The sequence below is a fragment of the Roseibium sp. genome, from assembly GCF_965232425.1.
Lineage (GTDB): Bacteria > Pseudomonadota > Alphaproteobacteria > Rhizobiales > Stappiaceae > Roseibium.
In genome coordinates this window covers 1,858,240-1,879,158 of the sequence record NZ_OZ246971.1, presented here as the reverse complement: position 1 = coordinate 1,879,158, position 20,919 = coordinate 1,858,240, and the positions used below count along the sequence as shown (strand labels likewise).

Annotated in this window: 19 protein-coding genes and 1 tRNA gene; 18 read left to right on the top strand and 2 right to left on the bottom strand. The window is 61.3% G+C overall.

Annotation, left to right across the window (positions count from 1 at the left end; genetic code table 11):
- Positions 1-117: 117 nt before the first annotated feature.
- From ACO08A_RS08465 to ACO08A_RS08425, 9 genes are read left to right on the top strand one after another with little or no spacing between them, the layout of a single operon-like run.
- Positions 118-624, top strand: a complete 507-nt coding sequence (locus ACO08A_RS08465; RefSeq protein WP_422040684.1) for a TRAP transporter small permease — start codon at positions 118-120, stop codon at positions 622-624.
- Entirely contained in the window at positions 624-1,910 is a 1,287-nt protein-coding gene (locus ACO08A_RS08460) for a TRAP transporter large permease (RefSeq protein ID WP_422040683.1), read from the top strand. The genes ACO08A_RS08465 and ACO08A_RS08460 overlap by 1 nt, the downstream gene beginning before the upstream one ends.
- A gap of 17 nt (positions 1,911-1,927) precedes the next feature.
- Positions 1,928-2,941, top strand: coding sequence for a DctP family TRAP transporter solute-binding subunit (locus ACO08A_RS08455; protein ID WP_422040682.1), 1,014 nt, complete (start codon positions 1,928-1,930; stop codon positions 2,939-2,941).
- Between the two features lies 1 nt (position 2,942).
- Positions 2,943-3,935: a C-terminal binding protein gene (locus ACO08A_RS08450; protein ID WP_422040681.1), complete on the top strand. Its 993-nt coding sequence runs from the start codon at positions 2,943-2,945 to the stop codon at positions 3,933-3,935.
- A gap of 59 nt (positions 3,936-3,994) precedes the next feature.
- The gene (locus ACO08A_RS08445; RefSeq protein ID WP_422040680.1) at positions 3,995-4,645 is read left to right on the top strand and encodes an RraA family protein; all 651 of its coding nucleotides are present in this window, start codon (positions 3,995-3,997) and stop codon (positions 4,643-4,645) included.
- Between the two features lie 25 nt (positions 4,646-4,670).
- The gene (locus ACO08A_RS08440) at positions 4,671-5,879 is read left to right on the top strand and encodes an L-dopachrome tautomerase-related protein (RefSeq protein WP_422040679.1); all 1,209 of its coding nucleotides are present in this window, start codon (positions 4,671-4,673) and stop codon (positions 5,877-5,879) included.
- A gap of 58 nt (positions 5,880-5,937) precedes the next feature.
- The gene (locus ACO08A_RS08435) at positions 5,938-6,861 is read left to right on the top strand and encodes a sugar kinase (RefSeq protein ID WP_422040678.1); all 924 of its coding nucleotides are present in this window, start codon (positions 5,938-5,940) and stop codon (positions 6,859-6,861) included.
- Complete coding sequence (locus ACO08A_RS08430; RefSeq protein WP_422040677.1) at positions 6,858-7,559, top strand: SDR family NAD(P)-dependent oxidoreductase; 702 nt, start codon at positions 6,858-6,860, stop codon at positions 7,557-7,559. Before ACO08A_RS08435 ends, ACO08A_RS08430 begins: the two co-directional genes overlap by 4 nt.
- 30 nt (positions 7,560-7,589) lie before the next feature.
- Positions 7,590-8,117 (top strand): 2,4'-dihydroxyacetophenone dioxygenase family protein, encoded by a 528-nt coding sequence (locus tag ACO08A_RS08425; protein WP_422040676.1) that lies wholly within the window; start codon positions 7,590-7,592, stop codon positions 8,115-8,117.
- Positions 8,118-8,190: 73 nt separating this feature from the next.
- Here the strand turns inward: ACO08A_RS08425 and ACO08A_RS08420 are convergent.
- Positions 8,191-8,267 (bottom strand) — tRNA-Arg (locus tag ACO08A_RS08420).
- Positions 8,268-8,668: 401 nt separating this feature from the next.
- On the opposite strand from ACO08A_RS08420, the gene ACO08A_RS08415 reads away from it, so the two are divergent.
- Positions 8,669-10,225, top strand: a complete 1,557-nt coding sequence (locus tag ACO08A_RS08415; protein ID WP_422040675.1) for a cryptochrome/photolyase family protein — start codon at positions 8,669-8,671, stop codon at positions 10,223-10,225.
- A 359-nt stretch (positions 10,226-10,584) separates the two neighbouring features.
- On the opposite strand, the gene ACO08A_RS08410 is transcribed toward ACO08A_RS08415, so the two are convergent.
- Positions 10,585-10,941: a septal ring lytic transglycosylase RlpA family protein gene (locus tag ACO08A_RS08410; protein WP_422041729.1), complete on the bottom strand. Its 357-nt coding sequence runs from the start codon at positions 10,939-10,941 to the stop codon at positions 10,585-10,587.
- 453 nt (positions 10,942-11,394) lie between these two features.
- Between ACO08A_RS08410 and ACO08A_RS08405 the strand changes: the two genes are divergently transcribed.
- The 8 genes from ACO08A_RS08405 (at position 11,395) to ACO08A_RS08370 (ending at position 20,855) form a co-directional block, all read left to right on the top strand.
- Entirely contained in the window at positions 11,395-13,443 is a 2,049-nt protein-coding gene (locus ACO08A_RS08405) for an EAL domain-containing protein (protein WP_422040674.1), read from the top strand.
- Positions 13,444-13,684: 241 nt separating this feature from the next.
- Positions 13,685-14,479: an autoinducer binding domain-containing protein gene (locus ACO08A_RS08400; RefSeq protein WP_422040673.1), complete on the top strand. Its 795-nt coding sequence runs from the start codon at positions 13,685-13,687 to the stop codon at positions 14,477-14,479.
- 334 nt (positions 14,480-14,813) lie between these two features.
- Positions 14,814-15,542 (top strand): FadR/GntR family transcriptional regulator, encoded by a 729-nt coding sequence (locus ACO08A_RS08395; RefSeq protein WP_422040672.1) that lies wholly within the window; start codon positions 14,814-14,816, stop codon positions 15,540-15,542.
- Positions 15,535-16,704 carry an aminotransferase class I/II-fold pyridoxal phosphate-dependent enzyme gene (locus ACO08A_RS08390; protein WP_422040671.1) on the top strand — a complete coding sequence of 390 codons (1,170 nt, stop codon included), beginning with the start codon at positions 15,535-15,537 and terminating at the stop codon, positions 16,702-16,704. Before ACO08A_RS08395 ends, ACO08A_RS08390 begins: the two co-directional genes overlap by 8 nt.
- A 37-nt stretch (positions 16,705-16,741) precedes the next feature.
- The gene (locus tag ACO08A_RS08385) at positions 16,742-17,998 is read left to right on the top strand and encodes an ABC transporter substrate-binding protein (RefSeq protein WP_422040670.1); all 1,257 of its coding nucleotides are present in this window, start codon (positions 16,742-16,744) and stop codon (positions 17,996-17,998) included.
- Positions 17,995-18,924, top strand: coding sequence for a carbohydrate ABC transporter permease (locus ACO08A_RS08380; protein ID WP_422040669.1), 930 nt, complete (start codon positions 17,995-17,997; stop codon positions 18,922-18,924). The genes ACO08A_RS08385 and ACO08A_RS08380 overlap by 4 nt, the downstream gene beginning before the upstream one ends.
- Positions 18,925-18,932: 8 nt before the next feature.
- Positions 18,933-19,775, top strand: coding sequence for a carbohydrate ABC transporter permease (locus ACO08A_RS08375; RefSeq protein WP_319385305.1), 843 nt, complete (start codon positions 18,933-18,935; stop codon positions 19,773-19,775).
- A gap of 18 nt (positions 19,776-19,793) precedes the next feature.
- Positions 19,794-20,855 (top strand): ABC transporter ATP-binding protein, encoded by a 1,062-nt coding sequence (locus tag ACO08A_RS08370; RefSeq protein WP_422040668.1) that lies wholly within the window; start codon positions 19,794-19,796, stop codon positions 20,853-20,855.
- Positions 20,856-20,919: the final 64 nt, after the last annotated feature.

Below are 20,919 nucleotides of genomic sequence, written 5' to 3'. Positions count from 1 at the left end.
TATCTGGTGTACAGTATTTTAGCTATTGACATACGGTATGCCAGTATGCCAGTTCTGAAAAAGAGGAAAGACAAGGCGCGCCGTGAGACGTGCCGTTCGATGATGGGGAGAGAGCCGATGGCGCGAGTCGAGCGCATGCTGATTGCCGTGAACCGCTTTCTCGTTGCGGCGGCGCTTGCCGCAGTGTTCCTCATTGTGATCACCAATGTCGTCGGCCGCTATCTGTTCGGGAGTTCTCTCGCCTGGGGCGAGGAGGTTGCCCGGTTCCTGATGATCTTCGGCGTGTTCGCGGGTGCGGGCCTGGCGCTCAGAAGCGGCCGCCTTGTCGAGATCGATCTCTTTGTCGCGCTTCTGCCGCGCGGTCTCAAAACCGCCATCCGCTGGGGCGCCGTCGTGGTGATGGCGGTCTTCATGGGGCTGATCTTCTGGTTTGGCGTCCAGTTCGTCGCGTTCGGCTGGAACAAGGAGACCATGGCCACCGGCATTTCCCGCGGCATTCCCTACATGGCCATTCCCTTCGGCTGCTTCCTGTTTTTGTGTCATCTCGCCTTCGTGTGCAGGCGCTTTGTCGCCTGTGCATTTGAGACGGATGCCGGTCCTGACGATCAGGAGGAAGCGTCCTGATGGCCAAGACACTGATCATCCTGTTTTTCCTGACGCTGGCCCTTGGATTGCCGGTCGTGTTCACCATGGGCGTCGCCTCAACGGCGGCGATCCTGATTGACGGCGGCCTCAATCCCCTGCTGATCCCGCAGCGCATGTTCGGCGGGATCAATTCCTTCCCGCTGATGGCCGTCCCCTTTTTCATCCTGGCGTCGGAGCTGATGACCGCCTGCGGCCTGACGGCGGCTCTGCTGCGCTTCGCCAACGATCTGGTCGGGCATATCCGCGGCGGCTTGGGGCACGTGAACGTTCTGGTCTCCATGCTGTTTGCGGGCATCTCCGGATCAGCGCTCGCGGACGCGGCAGGACCATCTGCCATCGTCATGCGCATGATGCGCAAGGCCGGATACGACGCGAATTATGCCGGCGCCCTGTCGGCTGCCACGGCAACGATCGGGCCGATTATTCCCCCGTCCATCCTCATGGTCATCTTTGCGATTTCCGACAATCGCGTGACTGTGGCCGGGCTGTTTCTGGCGGGGATCGTTCCCGGCCTCATGCTCGGCTTGGCTCTTGCCGTGGCCAATCACCTTGTCTCGATCAAGAAAGGCTACCGGGGACGTGAAAGCCGGGCCGCCGTTCCGGAAGTCGCGCGAAGTGCGTTCTCCGCCGGGCCCGCGCTCCTCATGCCGCTGATCATCCTGGGTGGAATTCTGGGCGGCGTCTTTACGCCGACCGAGGCCGGCGCGGTCGCCACGGCCTATGCGCTTCTTCTCGGTCTCGTCATGCGTTCGCTCGACATGCAGAAACTCTACACCGTTCTGGTTAGGGCAAGTGTCACGACATCATCGGTGCTGCTTATCGTGGCGATGGCATCCGTGTTCGGCTGGCTGCTGACCTATCTGCAAATTCCGCAAAGCCTGGCGTCGGCGATCGCCGGCCTGACCTCGGACCGCCTGACCGTCCTCTTCCTGCTCGCCGGTTTTGCACTGATCTGCGGTCTGTTCATCGACACGCTTCCGGCCCTGATCATTCTGACACCGGTGCTCGGTCCGATCGCGGCACAGTTCGGCATCGACCCGCTGCAGTTTGCCATGATGCTCGTTCTCAATCTCACGATTGGCATGATCACCCCGCCGGTCGGCCCTGTGCTCTTTGTCATCGCGACGGTTGGCCGTCTCAGGATCGAAGGCCTGTCCCGCGCCGTTCTTCCGCTTCTCGCGGCGGAAATGGCGGTTCTGCTGCTGGTCATTCTCGTACCGGCACTCAGCACCGCGCTACCTCGCTTCTTCGGACTATCCAGTTAGCAAACGGGAGGAATACCATGAAACTGACATCTCGACTTCTGGGCGCAACGGCCGCTTTGGCCATCGCTTCCGCAGCCGGCGCGGCCTCTGCGAAAGAGCTGAAATACGCTCATTTCCAGGCAGCTGACATGTCGTCGCCCAAACATGCGGCCGCGCTCGCGTTTGAAACCTGCGTGGAAGGCAAAACCGCCGGTTCCATCGACGTCCAGGTCTATCCGGCCTCGCAGCTCGGTGACGGCGGGCAGGTCATCGAAGGACTTCAGCTGGGCACCATCCAGCTCGGCGTTGTGCATGATGGGCCGATATCCGGCGTCTACAAACCCTTCGCCGTCTTCGCCATGCCGTATCTCTTCGATGATCAGGCCATGGCCTGGTCCGTGGTTGACGGCGCGTTCGGTGCGGAAATGTTCGAGGACATGCGCGCAAAGACGGGCATCCGTGTCCTGGGTCTTGCCGACAATGGCGTGCGCAACTTCACCAATTCCAAGGTTCCGGTTGCCGAACCTGAGGACATGAAGGGTCTGAAGATGCGCGTGATGACGGCGCCGGTCTGGACCCGTCTGGTGGAGTCCCTGGGCGCTTCGGCAACTCCTGTGCCTTGGCCGGAACTTCCCGGGGCCTTGCAGCAGGGCGTTGTCGACGGTCAGGAAAACGGCGTGACGAATATTGTCAACGCGTCGCTCTATCAGCACCAGAAATACGTCTCCCTGGACGGGCACGTCTTCTCCTGGCACGCCTACATGATCAACGACGATTTCTATGAGAGCCTCACCGACGCCGAAAAAGCCGCCGTCGGCCAGTGCGTCGAAATCTCCAAGATCATTCATCGCGGCATGACAGCGGCCCAGGACGCCAATGCCGCGACGATCCTCGGCGAGAAGGGCCTGGAAGTGGTGCCTGTCAGCCCGGAGCAGAAAGCCAAGTTCCGCGAACTGGCACAGCCGGCCGTGCGTGAATACATCGTCGGTGAAATCGGCGAGGAATGGCCTGGCAAGCTCGACGCCGCCGTGGCGCAGTACCGGAACCGGTGACATGCGGGCGGAGACCGTAACCACACCCGAGACGCCGCTTGCCGCCGTGCTGGAGCCCGGCTATGCGGACTATGCGCTGGAGCAGGCGGCTATCCAGCCCTTTGGCGCGCGGGTTCTGCCGGTTCCGGCCGGGCAGGATGCGCTCTCCGCCCTTGCCGACAAGAACGTCTTTGCGGTGCTCACGCGTGAGCGCCGCATCGACCCTGCGCTCTATTCCGATTTTCCGGGCCTGAAGCTCATCCTGAGATACGGCGTCGGTGTCGATAATGTCGATCTGAAGACGGCGACGGAGCGCCGTATCCACGTTGCCAACATTCCCGACTATGGCGCGGAGAATGAAGTCAGCGACCATGTCATTGCCCTTTACCTGGCAGTCGCAAGACGGATCGTGACCCGGGACGCCGAAGTGCGGGCGGGCCTGTGGGGCGTCGGGCAGGAAAGCCCGGTTCCGGGGCATCGCAACGCAACGCTGGGTCTGATCGGCTTCGGCCGGATCGCGCGCGCGGCCTGCAACCGGTTCCGCGCACTCGGCTTTTCCCGCGTGCTGGTGAGCGATCCCTATCTGGATGCCGAAACGCGGGCTACCTGGGAAGTGGAGGCAACCGACCTGGACAGCCTGTGCCGACAGGCCGACGTCGTCAGCCTGCACACCCCGTTGACCGAGGCGACACGCAACATCCTCGATGCCCGCCGCATCGGTCTCATGAAAGAGAACGCGGTTGTTCTGAACGCCTCGCGCGGCGGCCTGATCGATGAGCGGGCCCTCGCAGATGCCTTGCACAAAGGCCGGCTGTTCGGCGCAGGCATCGATGTCTTCGAAACCGAGCCGCCTGCACCCGGCAGCCCACTTCTCACGGCACCCAATACGGTGCTGAGCGATCATTGCGGCTGGTATTCGGAAGCATCCGTCGGCGAGTTGCAAAGACGCGCCGGGGCCGAACTGGTGCGCGTCCTGGAAGGCTCGCCACCGGCCAACTGGGTCAATCGGTGGTGAACCGGGACATGAAAAACGCAAACGCCGTTCAAGGACGGTTTCAATCAGGAGTACCGGAAATGGAACTAAAGGAACTGGTCGCGGGTTTCCGCGAAACAGCGACGGCGTCGGTCGCCGATGCGGTCGACAAGATCACCGGCCGTAAGGGCTATCTCGATCAGGCCATCAAGCCGCGTATCAACGAGGACAAGATTGTCGGTCCGGCCGTTACGGTGCTTGAGGGCCCGACCGACGAATTCGTGCCGCCGCAGCACGCCCTGGATGCCATCGATGAATCCGAACCCGGCTCCGTCATCGTGATCTCGATTGCCGGCGATGCCAACGTGGCGGTCTGGGGCGGGCTGATGACCGCCGGGGCCGTCGCCAACAAACATGAGGGTGCGGTTCTGGATGGCGCCGTGCGCGACATCACGGAGATCCGCCGCGACTACGATTTCCAGATATTCGCCCGGTCTTCGTCTCCCGGAACCACCCTTGGCCGCCACAAGACGCTGGCTGCCAATGTCGCTGTCCCCCTTGGTGACGTGATCGTGCATCCGGGCGACATCGTTGTCGGCGATATCGACGGTGTCGTGGTCGTCCCCATCGGGCAGGCGGAGGAAATTCTCGAAATGGCGCGCGAAATCGACATTCGCGAGGCCGAGCAGGCAAAGCTGATCATGCAGGCGGGGTCGCTGCGCGAAGGCCTTGCCAAATACGGCCGGATCTGACGCTGAAAGAGTGGGGACACTTCAAATGACACAGACAAGACTTGCAGCGCTGCCGGCGATCGTGGCCGTCTTCCTGGGGCTCGGTGGCGCGTTCGCCAAGGACATGCCCCGGCCGGAAATCGTCGCCGAATGGAACAGTCTGCCCTACAGGGTCGTTTCGGACGACATCAGGTCGGCCTGGGAAGACAGCGCAATTTTCGGACAGGCGCTCGTTCAGGGCGTCAAGGTCGACAGCAAGGGCAACATCTACGTTTCAACGGCGCGATGGGCGGGAAAGGAGATCCCGTCAACGCTATCGAAACTCGTCTGGAACGGCGACACATGGGAGTTGGAGCCCTATCCGAACGAGGACATGAACGACATTGCCAACGCGGCCGGTCTCAAGGCGGTTCTTGGCTTTGAGATCGATCGCAATGACGTCATGTGGATCCTGGACCAGGGTCACGTCGCCGGCCCTCCGTTTGAAGACGGTGACGCCAAGCTTGTCCTCTGGGACATCAAGGCAGGCAAGGAAATCCAGCGATACCTCTTTACCGCTGACGAAGCGGACAGGCAGTGCTCCTTCCTGAATGATCTGGCCGTGGACAATGATACGGGAGTCGCCTACATCGCCGACAGCGGTATCTTTTGTGATCCTCTTCACGGCGGGCTGATTGTCTATGGCAGCAACACCAACTCGGTGCGCCGTATTCTCGACCAGCACAAATTTACCAACAACGAGCCCAATTTCTTCTTCAACATAGATGACCGGCCCGTTCTGAAGAACGGCGGCATGCAGACCGGTGCCGATGGAATTGCGCTTTCCGGTGACAAGAAGACGGTCTACTGGACCAATCTTACGGGCAACAGGCTCTACTCCCTGCCCACGGAAATCCTGCGTGACTTCGAAACAAACGAGACGGTGATCGAAAACGCCGTGCGCGTGGAAACGTCTCTTCCGTCGAACACGGACGGCATGACCGCGGACAACGCCGGCAACATTTACATGACGGCCCTGTCGCTCGACGGTCTCATGAAATTCGATGAATCGACCGGTCAGGTAAGCCGTTTCGTGCATCACCCGGAAATGAACTGGCCGGATACGCTCGCGTGGGGGCCTGACGGATCGCTCTATGTCGTCTCGAACCACCTGCACGTCTGGGTGGATGGCGAGATGAATTTCGAAGATCCCGAGATCCCGAATTTCAGGATCTGGCGCATACCCGGCGTCGGACAAAGCTACACAGCCCAATAAGCGGCCCGGCCACGTTCCGACGGGCGTGGCCGGTGCCCCAACCGAAAAGGCAAGGAACATGCAACCCGACATTATTTGTCTCGGCGAGCCGATGCTGGAGTTCAACGAACAGGCGGACGGGCGCTTTTTGAAAGGACATGGCGGCGACACCTCCAACGCCGCGATTGCCGCCGCACGCCAGGGTGCATCGGTTGGCTACCTGACCCGGGTCGGCAAGGACGCATTTGCCGATGAATTCCTGCAGCTCTGGCAGTCGGAAGGTGTCGATACGTCAAGGGTGGTGCAGGACCCGGACGCGCCGACCGGCATCTATTTTGTCAGCCACAACGACAATGGCCATGCCTTCACCTATCGGCGCAAGGGGTCCGCTGCGAGCCTGATGACACCTGCGGACCTGCCCGGAGACTATATTTCCGGCGCCCGCATCCTGCATGTCTCCGGCATCAGCCAGGCGATCTCCGCCAATGCCGCCGATGCCGTCTTTGCCGCGATGGACCTGTGCCGGAACGCTGGCGGCTGGGTGTCCTATGACACCAATCTGCGCCTCAATCTCTGGCCACTGGAGCGGGCCCGGGCCGTGACCCATGCCGCCATGGCCAAGGCCCACATCGCCCTGCCCGGTTTGGAGGATGCCGTCCAGCTGACGGGCTTCACCGACCCCGACGCGATTGCGGACTTTTATCTTGATCTGGGCTGTGAGATCGTGGCGCTCACACTTGGCAGGGACGGCACGTTGATCGCGCTCAGAGACGAGCGCCGGCGCGTTCCGGGGCAACCGGTGTCGCCGGTCGATGCGACCGCCGCCGGCGATACGTTCGACGGCGCCTTTCTTGCCGAAATGGCGGCCGGCCGCGATCCTTACGAGGCGGCCAGCTATGCGAACGCGGCCGCGGCGCTGTCGACGCAAGGCTACGGAGCCGTCGCTCCGATGCCAAGGCGCCGGGACGTGCTGCGGTTCATGAGGGAGGGGCAGGCGGCATGAAACAGGCCTTGGTGACAGGTGGAACACGCGGCATCGGCTTCGGAGTTGTACAGACGCTGCTGGACGACGGCTGGGCGGTCACGGCGACCGGCGTCTCTGAGGCCGAGGTCGCTGCGTGCCCGGTGCTTGAGAACCTGACCACCGTCACCCTCGATGTCACCGATGACGGCGCAATCGCGGAGCTTGTCGGCACCCACGAAAGACTTGACGGCCTGGTCAATTGTGCCGGCATCCTGATGCGCGAGGCCGAATACGAGATCGAGACCTTCTCAAAGGTGATCGACGTCAACCTGACCGGCACGATGCGCATGTGTCTGGCTGCAAGGCCGCTGCTGGAACGCTCAGGTGGGGCCATCGTCAACACGGCCTCGATGCTCAGCTATTTCGGCGGCCCGCTGGTGCCTGCCTATTCCGCCTCCAAGGGCGGCGTTGCCCAGCTGACCAAGGCGCTCGCCGCGAAATGGGCGCAAGACGGGATAAGGGTCAACGCGGTTGCGCCCGGATGGATCGAGACGGAAATGACCGCCGGCCTGCGGGAGCAGTCCGAGCGCGAGCGCACCATACTCGGCCGCACGCCCATGGGGCGCTGGGGCCAGCCGCGGGAAGTGGGTGCGCTGGCCGCGTGGCTGCTCAGTGACAGGGCAGAATTCGTGACGGGTGCGGTCTACCCGGTGGATGGCGGCTATTCCGCCGTCTGACAAGAACAGGGAAAGAGGAGAGGAACTCAAATGCCCCTAGAAGGAAAAGACGAGAACCCGCGGATCCCCTATCAGCTGCCGTTTCCGAAGGACGCGCAGGCGGAGATCGTGGTGCCGTCGGCAATCCCGGAGGACGAGCGTGTCTGGGTGCCGCAGACGGAGAATGTCTGGTTCCGCCCGCTCTGCCTCAACAGGAGCCAGGGCTACTGGGTCAATCTCTTGCGGGTGCGCAAGTCCGGCGTCCTCTCGCGTCACCGCCATCCCAACCCCGTGCATGGCTATGTCATCAAGGGCCGCTGGCACTATCTGGAGCATGACTGGGTTGCGGAGGCCGGCGGCTATGTCTACGAGCCCCCGGGCGAAACCCACACGCTGGTTGTTCCGGACGATGTCGAGGAGATGATCACCCTCTTTCAGGTCAACGGCATCATGTACTACGTCGACCCCTACGGCAAACCGCTCGGCTATGAGGACGTCTTCACCAAGATCGACATGTGCCGCCAGCACTACGCCGACGTCGGCCTCGGGGAGGATTACGTGGAGCAGTTTCTGCGCTGAGGGGTGGGGTTGCATAGCGGACGCGACGCCGTGTGGTGAATGGTCGTGCGCGGGATGTTGTCGAGGAGAAGTCTGGCGCACCCGAGAGGATTCGAACCTCTGGCCTCTGCCTTCGGAGGGCAGCGCTCTATCCAGCTGAGCTACGGGTGCGTGCCATGCGCGCGAGAAAGGTGCGCGGTGGATAGAGCGTTCTGATACAAGATCCGCTTCGCGCGGGCAACGGCTTTTTGGGGATTCCGACAAGATATCATCTGGCGCACGGTGGCCCGGGTGCGCAGCGGCATGCGGCTCTGCCCTGGTTGACCGGATTTCGCCCAGATTGACCCAGACCTGCCCTGATTGGTCCCGGCGCACAGCTTTTCGCGGGTTTGCCCGGATATGCGCAGGGTAGATTGGGCGCTCCGCAGCGTAGAGTTATTGCCCAGGTTTGCCCGAAACTGCGCTGACTCGCGCCAGCGCGCGCGGAAAATGCGTCCGCAGCATGGTGCAGGTGATAGGAACGGTGCACCGGTGCGTATAGGGAGCATGACCGCTTCAGACACCGGATACCCATGACCCGAAAGACCAGCTGCCGACATCTCATCCTGATCCTCGGCGACCAGCTGACGCCCGCCATCTCGAGCCTCGCCAGCGCCGACAGGGATCTGGACCGGATCCTGATGGTCGAGGTGCACGAAGAGGCGACCTATGTGCGCCACCACAAGAAGAAGATCGCGTTTCTTCTGTCGGCCATGCGCCATTTCGCGCAGGACCTGCGCGAGGACGGCTGGCAGGTCGACTATGTCCAGCTGGACGATGGCGCCAACACGGGCAGTTTCCGCGGCGAGGTTGCGCGGGCCTGCGCCGCGTGGGCACCCGACACCCTTGTCGTCACCGAGCCGGGCGAGTGGCGGGTGCGCGCGGACATGGCGACCTGGCAGGCCATGACCGGTGTCCCTCTGGATTTGCGCGAGGACACGCGTTTCCTCATTTCCGAGGCCGGTTTCCGGGCCTGGGCGACCGGCCGCAAACAATTGCGCATGGAACATTTCTACCGGGAGATGCGCCAGAAGACCGGGCTCCTGATGGAGGGCGGCAAGCCGGCCGGCGGCAAATGGAACTATGACGCCGACAACCGCAAACCCGCGCGCGGGGATTTGTTCATGCCGCAGCCGGCCCGCTTCGCACCGGACGACATCACCCGCGCGGTTCTGGAGTTGGTCGATGCGTGTTTCGGCGATCACATTGGCACGCTCGAACCGTTCTGGTTCGCTGTCACGCGACGCGACGCGGAGGCGGCCTTCGATGCCTTCCTGGAGGAGGCGCTCGCCGGTTTCGGTACCTACCAAGACGCCATGCTGACCGGGGAGAAATTCCTCTATCACTCGGTCATATCCGCCTACCTCAACGCCGGTCTCCTGGACCCGCTCGATCTCTGCCACAAGGTCGAGGCGGCGTGGCGGCAGGGTCGCGCACCGCTCAATGCGGCGGAAGGCTACATCCGTCAGGTCGTCGGATGGCGGGAATATGTGCGCGGCATCTACTGGCTGAAGATGCCGGACTATGCCGGCTCCAACGCCCTTGCCGCTTCCCGGCCGCTGCCCGCTTTCTATTGGACCGGCGACACCGGCATGCACTGCCTGTCGGAGGCGGTCGGGCAAACGATCGGGGAGGCCTATGCGCATCACATTCAGCGCCTCATGATCACGGGCAATTTCGCCCTGCTGGCCGGTGTGGATCCGCACCAGGTTCATGAATGGTATCTCGCCGTCTATGCCGATGCCTATGAGTGGGTCGAACTTCCGAACACCATCGGCATGAGCCAGTTCGCCGATGGCGGCCTGCTTGCCTCCAAGCCCTATGCGTCCAGCGGCAACTACATCAACAAGATGTCGGATTACTGCGGCACCTGCTCCTACGATGTCCGCCTGAAAACGGGCGAGAAGGCATGTCCTTTCAACGCGCTCTACTGGGCGTTTCTGGAACGGAACCGGGATGTCCTCTCGGGCAATCCGAGACTGGGCCAGCCCTATGCCACCTGGAACCGCATGGCACCCGACAAGCAACAGGCGTATCGCGAGAGCGCGGCAAGGTTTCTGGAAAAGCTCGACCGGCAGGAGCGCGTCTGAACACGCCCGTCATGGACTTGTCCGGTCAGGCTCCGGAAAGGCGGGAAAACGGCGGTTGACCGGCCGGTGTTAACGGCTGACAAAAAAAACGCGCAGCCAAGAGACTGCGCGAATAAAGTTACTGTGCACGTGGCCCCATCGACCACGGCGGCAACTCTAGCGATATCTCCATGTAATGTCATTACCGTAAAATATTTTATTTTTTGATTCACTCTAATGCGACTGATCGTTATTCATACTGAGTCACGCCGCGAGACGCGTGGTTCGGGAAAAACACGCAGCTTTTCATGACGATAGCGGTGTCCCGAGGGAAAAACCGCCGGTGTCCGGGAGCGGTGGAGCCAAGAGGTCTTCAAAAATTATTGGCATTTCTGCTTATGGTTTGCGCTACGTGGCGCGTCGGCATTGGTCACACGCACCTTCGTGATGCCCTTGTTGACGAACCCGAGCTGCCTGGCGGCTGCCAGCGTGACGTCGATGACGCGGCCCTTTGCAAACGGCCCCCGGTCATTGATCCGGACCGTAACGGTCTTGCCGTTCGACAGGTTGGTCACGTCGACGAGGGTCCCGAACGGCAACGTCCTGTGCGCAGCGGTGAGGCCCTGAGGATTGGCCCGCTCGCCGCTGGCCGTGGTTCCGCCGAGCTTGTACCAGGACGCTTTCCCGCATTGCTGAAAGCCGCTTTCGGCCTGCGCAATGGCCGGAACAAGAAGCATCGGAAGGCAGACGCTCAGCGCGAAAACCGGGCGGAGCACCCTTGCAAAAATGGTTAACATGACAAACCTCATCCTGTGGCCGGCAAGTTTTTATACGAATTGGTAAATCGGCGTTTCTGGCCAATAGCCGGGTGCCCTTACGGCACAGGCATGATCAAAATAAGGCAAATTCAGCAATTTAGGATAATAAGAGTAGAGAGAAATATAAATTTGAAATAAATTTGAAAGTTATTGGTAAAATTAATATTAACCATAAAATTTTTAAGACCTGTGAGTTGTTTTGCTTGTCCGATTTTTACAGTTAAACTGTGGTAACAATTTTCAGGGGTGACGCATGAGTATTTCAAACGGCGTCAGTTAAGAAGACTTTGTCGAAAGGGTTGTCTGGTGCAAATCAGCCATCGGTTGGCGGCTGATCGGGGAGATCTCTCCGGTCTGACGCAGAGCAATATATTGTCTGCCTTTCACACTTCCCTTCTGGAAGTGCTGCCCTTCGCTGCTGCCTATGTCGCCAGGGACGGCGGCATCCTGGCCTGTAACAGGGTGTTTGAAAACGGTCTCCAAGTGCGGGGTCTTGCGCGCGTTCCCGCCCGGTTTCAGGACGTCTTGTCCGGCGAAAGCTGGAAGCGGTTCGAGCGTGTTCTGTCGGCTGCCTTCGGCGGTGTTCCCGCGGAGGTGAGCGGTGAGATACGTCTGATGTCGGGTGACGCGTTTTGCCGTCACTTCATGTGCACCTCCCGCGTTCTGCTGCAGAAAGGCTGCGAGGCAGTTCTCGTGCAGTTCGGGGCGGAAAACAGCGCACCGGATCAGCCAAATGAGGCCGGAGCGATGCAAAGCCGGGTCGCCGCGGAACACGGGAACACGTTCGCACAGCAGATCTCCGACAGCCGGGTTCTTGAACACTTCCCCGATGAAATACTCTATTTTGACGGCTCCGAGAGCCATGCGGACATGGCGCTGACGCTGCTCGAAAAGACAGGTGGCGTAAAAGATCTGGACGGACTGACGCGCACGCTTGAAGAGGCACGGCAGGCCCTGCCGCAGACCTTGCACATTCCCGAAGACGGTGCCCCGGCACGCGAGCCCGGAACCGGCGGATCGCGTGTCAGCGAAGTCAGGCTGGTTGCGTTGCCGCGCGACTGCGGGGGGAGCGCGGACGGATATCCATGCATGGCCATTGTCAGGCGGAACGTCGACAATCCGGCGGAGATTGCAGAGAACAAACGTCTTGCATACGAAGACCCGCTGACGGGGCTGGAAAACCGGCGGGCCTTCACGAGGGCCTTGAAACGCGAATTGGAGCGCATGCCATCCGACGGGGAAACCGGGCTCGCGGTCTATTACATCGACCTTGACGAATTCAAGAAGGTCAATGACCTGGGGGGGCATGATGCCGGCGACGACATGCTGTTGCGCGTCGCCTCCTGTCTGAAACTGGCACTCGGCGAGTTCGGAACGGTCGCAAGGATCGGCGGGGACGAATTCGCAGCGATGCTTCCGGTCACAAGCCGGGAAACCGCGCATGAATATGCGGAGAAGATCCTCGAAGGCTTCGGCCGGATAAGGCTCGAAATCAAGGAGCGCGTTTTCACCATTTCGGGTTCCGTTGGCGTCGCCTATGCCGACGCGGCGACGCATCGCAAGAGCACCGATGCAAATACCCTGCTGGGGCTCGCAGACACGGCCTGCCTGCGCGGCAAGCGGGGCGGCGGGCGATCGGTTCAGTTGCACGGGGTGGGCGCGGAAGACACGCCGGCAAACCTTGAAGAGAACGACAACTTGCCCGAAGCGGAAAGTTTCTGCGGCAAGGAACTGACGCTCTATGCCATGCCGATCGTCTCGCTCAGGAACAATGAAACCTGTGGTCACGAGGTGCTGTTGCGGCTCCAGGGTGACCGCGCGAAGGGACTTTCCTCACGCGCCTGGATTTCGGCGGCTGAACGCTCGGGCTTCATTGCCCAGGTCGATGCCTGGACCCTCGACAGGGTGCTGGACGCGGCAGAGCGCAATGCGACCAGATCCCTGCTGACGATGAATGTCTCGGCGGAATCGGCGCGCGACCCGGGCTTCCGCGACAGCCTGCACAATCGGCTGTCGGTTAATCCGCTGCTGGCCTCGCGCCTGTGCCTCGAAATTGCGGAAAAGGATTTCCTGCGTGAACCCTCGACAGTCGAATCCTTCTTCGGTTTCGTCTCCGAGTTCGGATGTCAGACGGCGATCGACGACTTCGCCGGTCACTGGCCGGTTCTGTCACGCCTGCCGGGCATGCGGGTGGAGTGGCTGAAGCTGGAGGCGGGCCTGACACGGCAGGTGCTGCGGGAGCCCGCAAGGGCGGAAATCCTGCGCGGCCTGATCGGTGCGGCGCGCAATCTGGGGATGAAGGTAATCGCCAAACACATCGAAACGCCCGCCCAGGCCGATCTGCTTCGCACGCTGGACATCGAGGCGGCACAGGGTTTCCACTTCGGGCGTCCTGCACCCTGGATCGAGATCCGCTCCTGATTTGTGCTGCCGCGGCACAAGCGCTGCGGCTTTCTTGCCGCGTGCCACTGCCTTGAGCATGCGCGCCCCTGTCCGACTTTCCGTAACGCGTTCTTTCTTATGAACAATCGGGTGTGGCACAGCGTCAGGTGAAAAAACCGCCGAGCCTCGGTAAGAATACTGACAGCATTTGTGCAGATTTCAATCGCCGGCAAACACATGTAGTGGTTGCGCCTGGGTTGTGTCGTGAGCAAGGGCAGGCATGCCGGAAAACCTGTGCAAACACTCGGAGTTTATCGTTTCCTGCTATGAGAGGGTGACCCGTCTGGAAACGCCGGGTGAGCTGTTTTCCCTGTTGAAGGAAACGGCGACTGCGCTCGGCTTCACCAACTACGCCGTGGTTTTTCTGCCGGATCGGCAGGACCGTCAGATCCGGTCCGCATTCGTTGCAACAAACGTGTCTTCCGATCTCGTTGCGGAGTATGACCGGCACAGGTTGCTGGAAAACAGCCCGGTCATGTCGGCTTTGCGCACGGACAGGAAGCCGGTCGAATACGACGTTGAGCATCTGCCGCTGCAGCGCTCGGAGGAACAGACAGCCGTCATCCGGGAGCTCTTCATCAGGCACAAGGTGCCGCGCGGGGTCTTTCTGCCGTGCTACGACCATGTCGGCAGGAAAGGGGCAATCGCCTTCATGGGCGAACGGCCGCTGCCGACAAGCGGGGAAACGGCGATGCTGCATCTCCTGTGCCACTATGCATTCGGACATCTCCACCTGCTTCTTTCGGCCTCGCAGCGCACGAAGGAGCTGACACCCCGCGAAATCGAATGCGTGGAGCTCGCTGCTCTCGGCAAGACCAATCTCGAATGCGGGCTGATCCTGGGCGTCTCCGAAACCACGATCGCCGGGTATTTTTCTTCCGTTTCGAGAAAACTGAACGCCGCCAACAAGACCCACATCGTCGCGCTCGCCTATGAACGCGGGCTGATCGCGCCAAAGGGAAAGGAAGCGAAAGCCCGTCTCAAGGCGCACCTTCCCGAGGGCAACCTGACCTGATCGGTCACAGGTCTTGAGGCGGGGCCATCCAGGTCTCAAACAGCGGCGCGGCGGATCGCAGGCCGCACTCGAGCCCTGGGGCAGTGCATCGGCCAGCCATGCCCCGGAGCAGCGCCAATCGAGTGCCGCCCGCCCAGCCGATCCTTGTTCAAGCAGGTAAGTCAATCACTTAAACGCTGATTTGTTCGCGGCAAGAGACTCGCGAACATGCGCGCATGTCCTTGCGCTCGACAGGGGCGTCGATTCGGGTTTCCAACTTTGTCAGACATAATGTTTACAATGTCAGACAAAGTGATATGGTTCGACCGGTCAAAGGAAAGGTCGACATCGGTCCATGGCGGAAAAAACTCCGGTCAAAAAACGCACTCCCGAAGAGCAGGCAGCTGAAGAGCCGCGTGACGTGCCCCACGCGCTCATCAGGCTGATCGAGGATGAGGGTCTCCAGGTCGGAGACCGGCTGCCGCCCGAGCTGGAGCTGGTGCGGCGTCTCGGCTTTGGCAGGTCGACCATTCGCGAAACCCTGAAAACCTGGGAAAGCATGGGCGTCGTCAGCCGGAACAAGGGAGCCGGGACCAGGCTGATCGGCGAAATGTCCCGGAACACCCTGCGGGTGGCGCTGACGATCAAGCATGAGGCTGAGAGCCTGATCCGGATGCAGCAGGTCCGCCGTCCGCTGGAAATCGAGGCCGTTCGCCTGGCAACGCGGCTTGCAACGCCGGACCAGCGCCGGGTCATCAATGCGCGCGCGGCCGAACTCATCGCCGTTTACGAGGCCGGCGAAGACTGGCGCCCCGCCGACCATCGCTTTCACAAGGCGATCCACGCCGCGACCGGAAACCCGCTCTTCGAACAGATCATCGACCAGATCCTGAAGTGCTTTCACGACATCTACGAAACGCCCTTCGGAAAGCCGCATCTGGGCCAGGATTCCATCCCGCTGCACAGGCCCCTGGCCGACGCCGTCATTGCCGGGGACGAGGACAGGGCGGTCGAGTTCACGGAACAGATCATCGACATGGTGTGCGCTGAAACCCTGAAGATTGCCGAGGCATGCAATGACTGAACGGCGCCCCGGCGACTATTCGATCGAAACCCTGCTTGCGACCGTCGCCGAAGGCGCGGGCGGTGCGGTGGTTCCGCCAATCGTGCAGACGTCGCTGTTCACGTTCGACAGCTACCAGGCCTTCGAGGACCGGATGGCCGGACGCTCGGATGATCCGCTCTACAGCCGGGTCCAGAACCCGACGGTTGCCGCGTTCGAGGGCCTGATCGCCACCGCCGAGGAAGGCGAGGCGGCCGTCGGTTTCGCATCCGGGATGGCGGCGATTTCCTCCACCGTGCTGGCGCTGGTCAGGCCGGGCGACCGCATTGCCTGTGTCGAGCACGTCTATCCGGACGCCTACAGGTTCTTTGAGCGCCTGCTCAGACCGTTCGGGGTCGAGATTACCTATCATCCGGTCGCGGATTTCGAGACGGATCCGGATCTGCTGGCCGGGGTCAGGCTTGCCTATCTCGAAAGCCCGAACACGGTCGTGTTTGAGGCAATGGATCTGCCAAGGGTTGCAGCCCACGCCAGGCGGCACGGCGCGCTCACGGTGATCGACAATTCCTGGGCGACCCCTGTCTTTCAGCGTCCGCTGACGCTTGGCGTCGATATCGTGCTTCACTCCGCGTCGAAGTATTTGTCGGGCCATTCCGACACGGTGGCCGGGGTCGTCATTTCCAGCGCGGAACTGGTCGGGCGGATCCGTGATCTGTCACTCTCACTGCTCGGTGGCAAGCTCGCGCCGTTCGAGGCTTTCCTGCTGACCCGGGGCCTCAGGACCCTTGGCGCCCGTATGCGGCAGCATCAGTCAACGGCGGACCGGTTTGTCGACAGTCTCTCCCGGCATCCATTGGTCAAGGCGGTGCGGTCACCGGGTCCCAATCAGGTGCCGGGGCTGACCGGCCGCTCGGGTCTGCTCTCGGTGGAGCTCGACGACAGCGTCAGCATCCCGGACTTCGCTGACGCCTTGAAGCTGTTCCGGCTCGGGGTGAGCTGGGGCGGGTTTGAGAGCCTGCTGCTGCCGACCCAAATCGCTCTCAACCAATCCGGGGAAGAGAACTCGCTGCAGCGGTTCGGCGTTTCGGGCCGGATCGTCCGTCTGAGTCTCGGACTGGAGGATCCCATCGACCTTTGGGCTGACTTTGATGCGGCTCTCAACCTAAGCGCCAAACGAAAATAAGGCGTGCCAACCAACTGAACTCAAAAGAGGTGGAGATATGAATAGACTGTTCAGCGCCCTCAGTGCGTTAGCTGTTCTGGCGGCAACGTCGGCGCAAGCGGAAACATTGAAGCTGGTGGAAGTGATCACCAGCCCGGAACGTACCGAAGTCCTGCAGGGACTGGTCGATGAATTCGAGGCGGCAAACCCCGGTACGGAAGTCGAAATCGTGTCGCTGCCCTGGGGCCAGGCTTTCGAGAAGTTCGCGACCATGGTTGCCGGCGGCGACATTCCCGATGTCGTTGAAATGCCGGATCGCTGGGCCGGCATCTACAAGGACAGGCTGGTCAATCTGAACGACAGGATTGCCGGTTGGGAGCACGGCAAGACGCTGACAGGCAAAACCATCGACATGGGCCGGCAGACCGACGGCAAGACGGTGCGCATGATCCCCTACGGCTTCTATCTGCGCGCCCTCTTCTACAACAAGAAGCTGCTTGAGGAAGCGGGTGTGGCGGGGCCGCCGAAGACCATGGAAGAGTTCATGGCGGCGTCCAAGGCAGTCTCCGAGCTCGACGGCAAATACGGCTATTGCCTGCGCGGTGGCCCGGGTGGTCTGAACGGCTGGATCATGATGGCGGCGACCATGAACGGCGACAACACCTTCTTCGACGAGGAAGGCAAGAGCACGCTCAACCAGCCGGGGTCTGTCGAGGGCATCCAGTTCCTGATCGACCTCTATCAGAACGGCTACGCACCGAAGGATGCGGTGAGCTGGGGATTCAACGAGATCGTGGCGGGCTTCTATTCCGGCACCTGTGCGTTCCTCGATCAGGATCCCGACGCGCTGATTGCGGTGGCCGAGCGCATGGATGCGGAAGACTTTGCGGTCGTTCCGATGCCTGTCGGTCCCGGCGGCAAGGCCTTCCCGACCATCGGCTTTGCCGGATGGGCGATGTTCGATACCACGAAGGACGAAGATCTTTCCTGGAAACTGATCGCGCACCTGTCCGATCCGGAAGCCAACAAGACCTGGGCGAAGCGTGTGGGCGTCATTCCGATCCACGAAGGTGCGGAACAGGACCCGCACTTCAAGACGGAGCAGTTCGCCGGCTGGTTCGAAACGCTCAATGGCGAGCAGTACATTCCGACTGTCATGCCGACCTATCTGGAGCAGTTCGGCTATTTCGCGGACTCCATTGCGTTGGAGACCAGCCAGGAGGCCCTGCTTGGCCAGCTCAGCGCCCAGGAGGTTGCCGATCAGTGGGCTGAATTCCTGACGGAGGAATACGGCCGCTGGAAAGCAGCTCAATGACAGTTCAGGCTGACAACGCGCCCGGGAAAGACCGGGCGCGGGGTTCCTTTTATCTGCGTTACATGGTGGAGCCCTATCTTTACCTGTCGCCGGCAGTCATCGTGATCGCACTGGTGATGCTGGTTCCGCTGGTCATCGGCATTTCCTATGCCTTTCAGGCGGTCAATCTGCTCCGGCCGTTTCAGACCGGCTGGGTCGGGTTCGAGAATTTCCAGGCGCTGTGGAGCGACAGGAAGTTCTGGCTCGCCCTGACGAACACATTCTGGTGGACGCTTGGGTCGATCACCTTCCAGTTCTTCCTGGGGCTCGGGCTGGCGCTCTTGCTGAACACCCGGTTCCACGGCAAGCGGCTTGTCCAGGCGCTGGTGTTTCTGCCCTGGGCCGTGCCGACATTCCTGTCCGCCCTGACGTGGGCGTGGCTGTTCAACCCGACGATCGGTCCCCTGCCGCACTGGCTGGCGGCGCTCGGCATCCTGTCCGAACCCTACAACATTCTCGGTGACCCCAATCTGGCCATGTGGGGTCCGATTACCGCCAACGTCTGGTTCGGCATTCCGTTTTTTGCCATCACGCTTCTGGCGGCGCTGCAGTCAATACCCGGCGAACTTTACGAAGCGGCCGAGATTGACGGCGCGTCTTCCTGGCAGATGTTCACCAAGATCACACTGCCGTTTCTTGCGCCGATGATTGCCATCACCGTGATGCTGCGCACGATCTGGATTGCGAATTTCGCGGATCTGATCTTCGTCATGACGGGCGGTGGCCCCGCCAACTCGACGCAGATCCTGTCTACCTACATCTTCACGACCGCGTTCAGGAAACTCGATTTCGGCTACGCCTCCGCCATCGCCGTTGCGCTGCTCGGTCTGCTTCTGATCTACGCAGCCGTCCTGCTCGTTCTGCGCCGCAAGCTCGTCAAGATATGAGGGTCACCATGACTGCCCTGCGTCAGACGCCGCCCTGGGCGGTTGCCGGAAAATACCTTGCCCTGGCGGGGTATGTGGCCTTCGCGCTGTTTCCGCTCTACTGGCTTGCCAAGATCGCGGTGACACCGGACAAGCTGATCTTCAGCGAAGGCACGGCCCTCGTCCCGAGCCGGTTCACATTCGAGAATTTCCAGACGGTTCTGTTGCAGACGGATTTTGTCGCCTATTTCCGCAACAGCCTGATCGTGTCGCTTGGAACCGCCGCGATCACGACGATGATCGCCGCCGCCGCGGGCTATGCTTTTTCCAGGTTCGACTTTCGCGGCAAGCGGCTGATCATCGCGCTCATGCTGATCACGCAGATGTTTCCCCTCCTGATGATCATCGCTCCGATCTACAAGATCGTCGCAACGCTCGGTCTGCTCAATTCCCTGACCAGCCTGATCATCGTCTACACCGCATTCAATATCCCGTTTGCCACATTCCTGATGCAGTCCTTCTTTGACGGCATTCCGAAGGATCTGGAAGAGGCGGGCATGATCGATGGCTGCACGCGGTTCGAAGCCTTGCGCAAGATCGTCCTGCCGCTGACGCTGCCCGGGCTGGGGGCAACCCTCGGCTTCATCTTTACCGCGGCGTGGAGCGAACTCCTGTTCGCCCTGATGCTGATCAATTCCAACGACGCAATGACATTCCCCGTGGGGCTCTTGACCTTCGTGTCCAAGTTCTCCGTGGACTGGGGGCAGATGATGGCGGCGGGCGTGCTCGCGCTGGTGCCGTCCTGTCTCTTCTTCATCTTTATCCAGCGGTACCTGGTCCAGGGCCTGACAACCGGAGCCGTGAAGGGCTGAGGCCCCAGGGAGGACGATGTGGCACGCATCGAGTTGAACAATATCGCCAAGTCCTACGGGGCCGTTGAGGTTCTCAGGGACGTCAACCTGACGATCGACGACGGGGAATTCATCGTTCTGGTCGGACCGTCCGGCTGCGGCAAGTCGACCCTGCTGCGCATGATTGCAGGGCTGGAACCGATCACGGGCGGCGAATTTCAGGTCGACGGCCGGCGCATGAACGACGTGCCGCCGCGCGACCGGGACATGGCGATGGTGTTCCAGTCCTATGCGCTTTATCCGCACATGGATGTTGCACGCAACATGGGCTTTTCGCTCGAGATCCGGAAAGCACAGAAGGACGAGCGCAGCCGGAAGATCGCCGATGCGGCAAGGACGCTCGGCCTGACGTCGCTGACCGAACGCCTTCCCCGGGCGCTGTCTGGCGGCCAGCGCCAGCGGGTCGCGATGGGACGGGCAATCGTCCGGGATCCGAGCGCTTTCCTGTTCGATGAACCGCTCTCCAACCTCGACGCGGCCTTGCGCGTGGAAATGCGCCTGGAAATCGCACGTCTTCACCAGCGGCTGAATGCAACCATGATCTACGTCACCCACGACCAGGTCGAAGCCCTCACACTGGCGGACCGGATCGTTGTGCTCAATGCCGGCGATATCCAGCAGGTGGGAACGCCGCTGGATCTCTATGAACGGCCGAGGAACAGGTTCGTGGCGCAGTTCATCGGCTCGCCGACAATGAACATTCTGAGTGTCGAGCAGGCGGATGATGGTGTGACGCTGAAGGACGGAACCGTTCTTCAGATCGGATCCGGGAACGCACAGGGCCAGGCACGTGAACTCGGCGTGCGGCCGGAGCATATGGATGTGGTCGCCGACGAGGCCGCCCACATGAAAGGTGTTGCCGAACTTGTCGAGTATCTGGGATCGGACACCAACATCCATGTCAGTGTGCCAGGTGTCGGCCCGGTTCTCGTGCGCCGTCACGGGCATTTCCCTTTAAAGGCCGGAGAGGCCGTCAACATCGCGCTCGACCTGGAAAAGGCGCACCTCTTCGGGGCCGACGGGATGCGCTTGCACACGTGAACACCGGAAAATCGGCGAAGGAAGAAGGGCCCGTGTCCAATTGATGGACCGCCGCCTCGCCGGC

What these genes read in the sequence shown, in the direction of transcription:
- ACO08A_RS08465 (WP_422040684.1), top strand. Translation starts at nt 118, where the DNA reads ATGGCGCGAGTCGAGCGCATGCTGATTGCCGTGAACCGCTTTCTCGTT.
- ACO08A_RS08460 (WP_422040683.1), top strand. Translation starts at nt 624, where the DNA reads ATGGCCAAGACACTGATCATCCTGTTTTTCCTGACGCTGGCCCTTGGA.
- ACO08A_RS08455 (WP_422040682.1), top strand. Translation starts at nt 1,928, where the DNA reads ATGAAACTGACATCTCGACTTCTGGGCGCAACGGCCGCTTTGGCCATC.
- ACO08A_RS08450 (WP_422040681.1), top strand. Translation starts at nt 2,943, where the DNA reads ATGCGGGCGGAGACCGTAACCACACCCGAGACGCCGCTTGCCGCCGTG.
- ACO08A_RS08445 (WP_422040680.1), top strand. Translation starts at nt 3,995, where the DNA reads ATGGAACTAAAGGAACTGGTCGCGGGTTTCCGCGAAACAGCGACGGCG.
- ACO08A_RS08440 (WP_422040679.1), top strand. Translation starts at nt 4,671, where the DNA reads ATGACACAGACAAGACTTGCAGCGCTGCCGGCGATCGTGGCCGTCTTC.
- ACO08A_RS08435 (WP_422040678.1), top strand. Translation starts at nt 5,938, where the DNA reads ATGCAACCCGACATTATTTGTCTCGGCGAGCCGATGCTGGAGTTCAAC.
- ACO08A_RS08430 (WP_422040677.1), top strand. Translation starts at nt 6,858, where the DNA reads ATGAAACAGGCCTTGGTGACAGGTGGAACACGCGGCATCGGCTTCGGA.
- ACO08A_RS08425 (WP_422040676.1), top strand. Translation starts at nt 7,590, where the DNA reads ATGCCCCTAGAAGGAAAAGACGAGAACCCGCGGATCCCCTATCAGCTG.
- ACO08A_RS08415 (WP_422040675.1), top strand. Translation starts at nt 8,669, where the DNA reads ATGACCCGAAAGACCAGCTGCCGACATCTCATCCTGATCCTCGGCGAC.
- ACO08A_RS08410 (WP_422041729.1), bottom strand. Translation starts at nt 10,941, where the DNA reads ATGCTTCTTGTTCCGGCCATTGCGCAGGCCGAAAGCGGCTTTCAGCAA.
- ACO08A_RS08400 (WP_422040673.1), top strand. Translation starts at nt 13,685, where the DNA reads ATGCCGGAAAACCTGTGCAAACACTCGGAGTTTATCGTTTCCTGCTAT.
- ACO08A_RS08395 (WP_422040672.1), top strand. Translation starts at nt 14,814, where the DNA reads ATGGCGGAAAAAACTCCGGTCAAAAAACGCACTCCCGAAGAGCAGGCA.
- ACO08A_RS08390 (WP_422040671.1), top strand. Translation starts at nt 15,535, where the DNA reads ATGACTGAACGGCGCCCCGGCGACTATTCGATCGAAACCCTGCTTGCG.
- ACO08A_RS08385 (WP_422040670.1), top strand. Translation starts at nt 16,742, where the DNA reads ATGAATAGACTGTTCAGCGCCCTCAGTGCGTTAGCTGTTCTGGCGGCA.
- ACO08A_RS08380 (WP_422040669.1), top strand. Translation starts at nt 17,995, where the DNA reads ATGACAGTTCAGGCTGACAACGCGCCCGGGAAAGACCGGGCGCGGGGT.
- ACO08A_RS08375 (WP_319385305.1), top strand. Translation starts at nt 18,933, where the DNA reads ATGACTGCCCTGCGTCAGACGCCGCCCTGGGCGGTTGCCGGAAAATAC.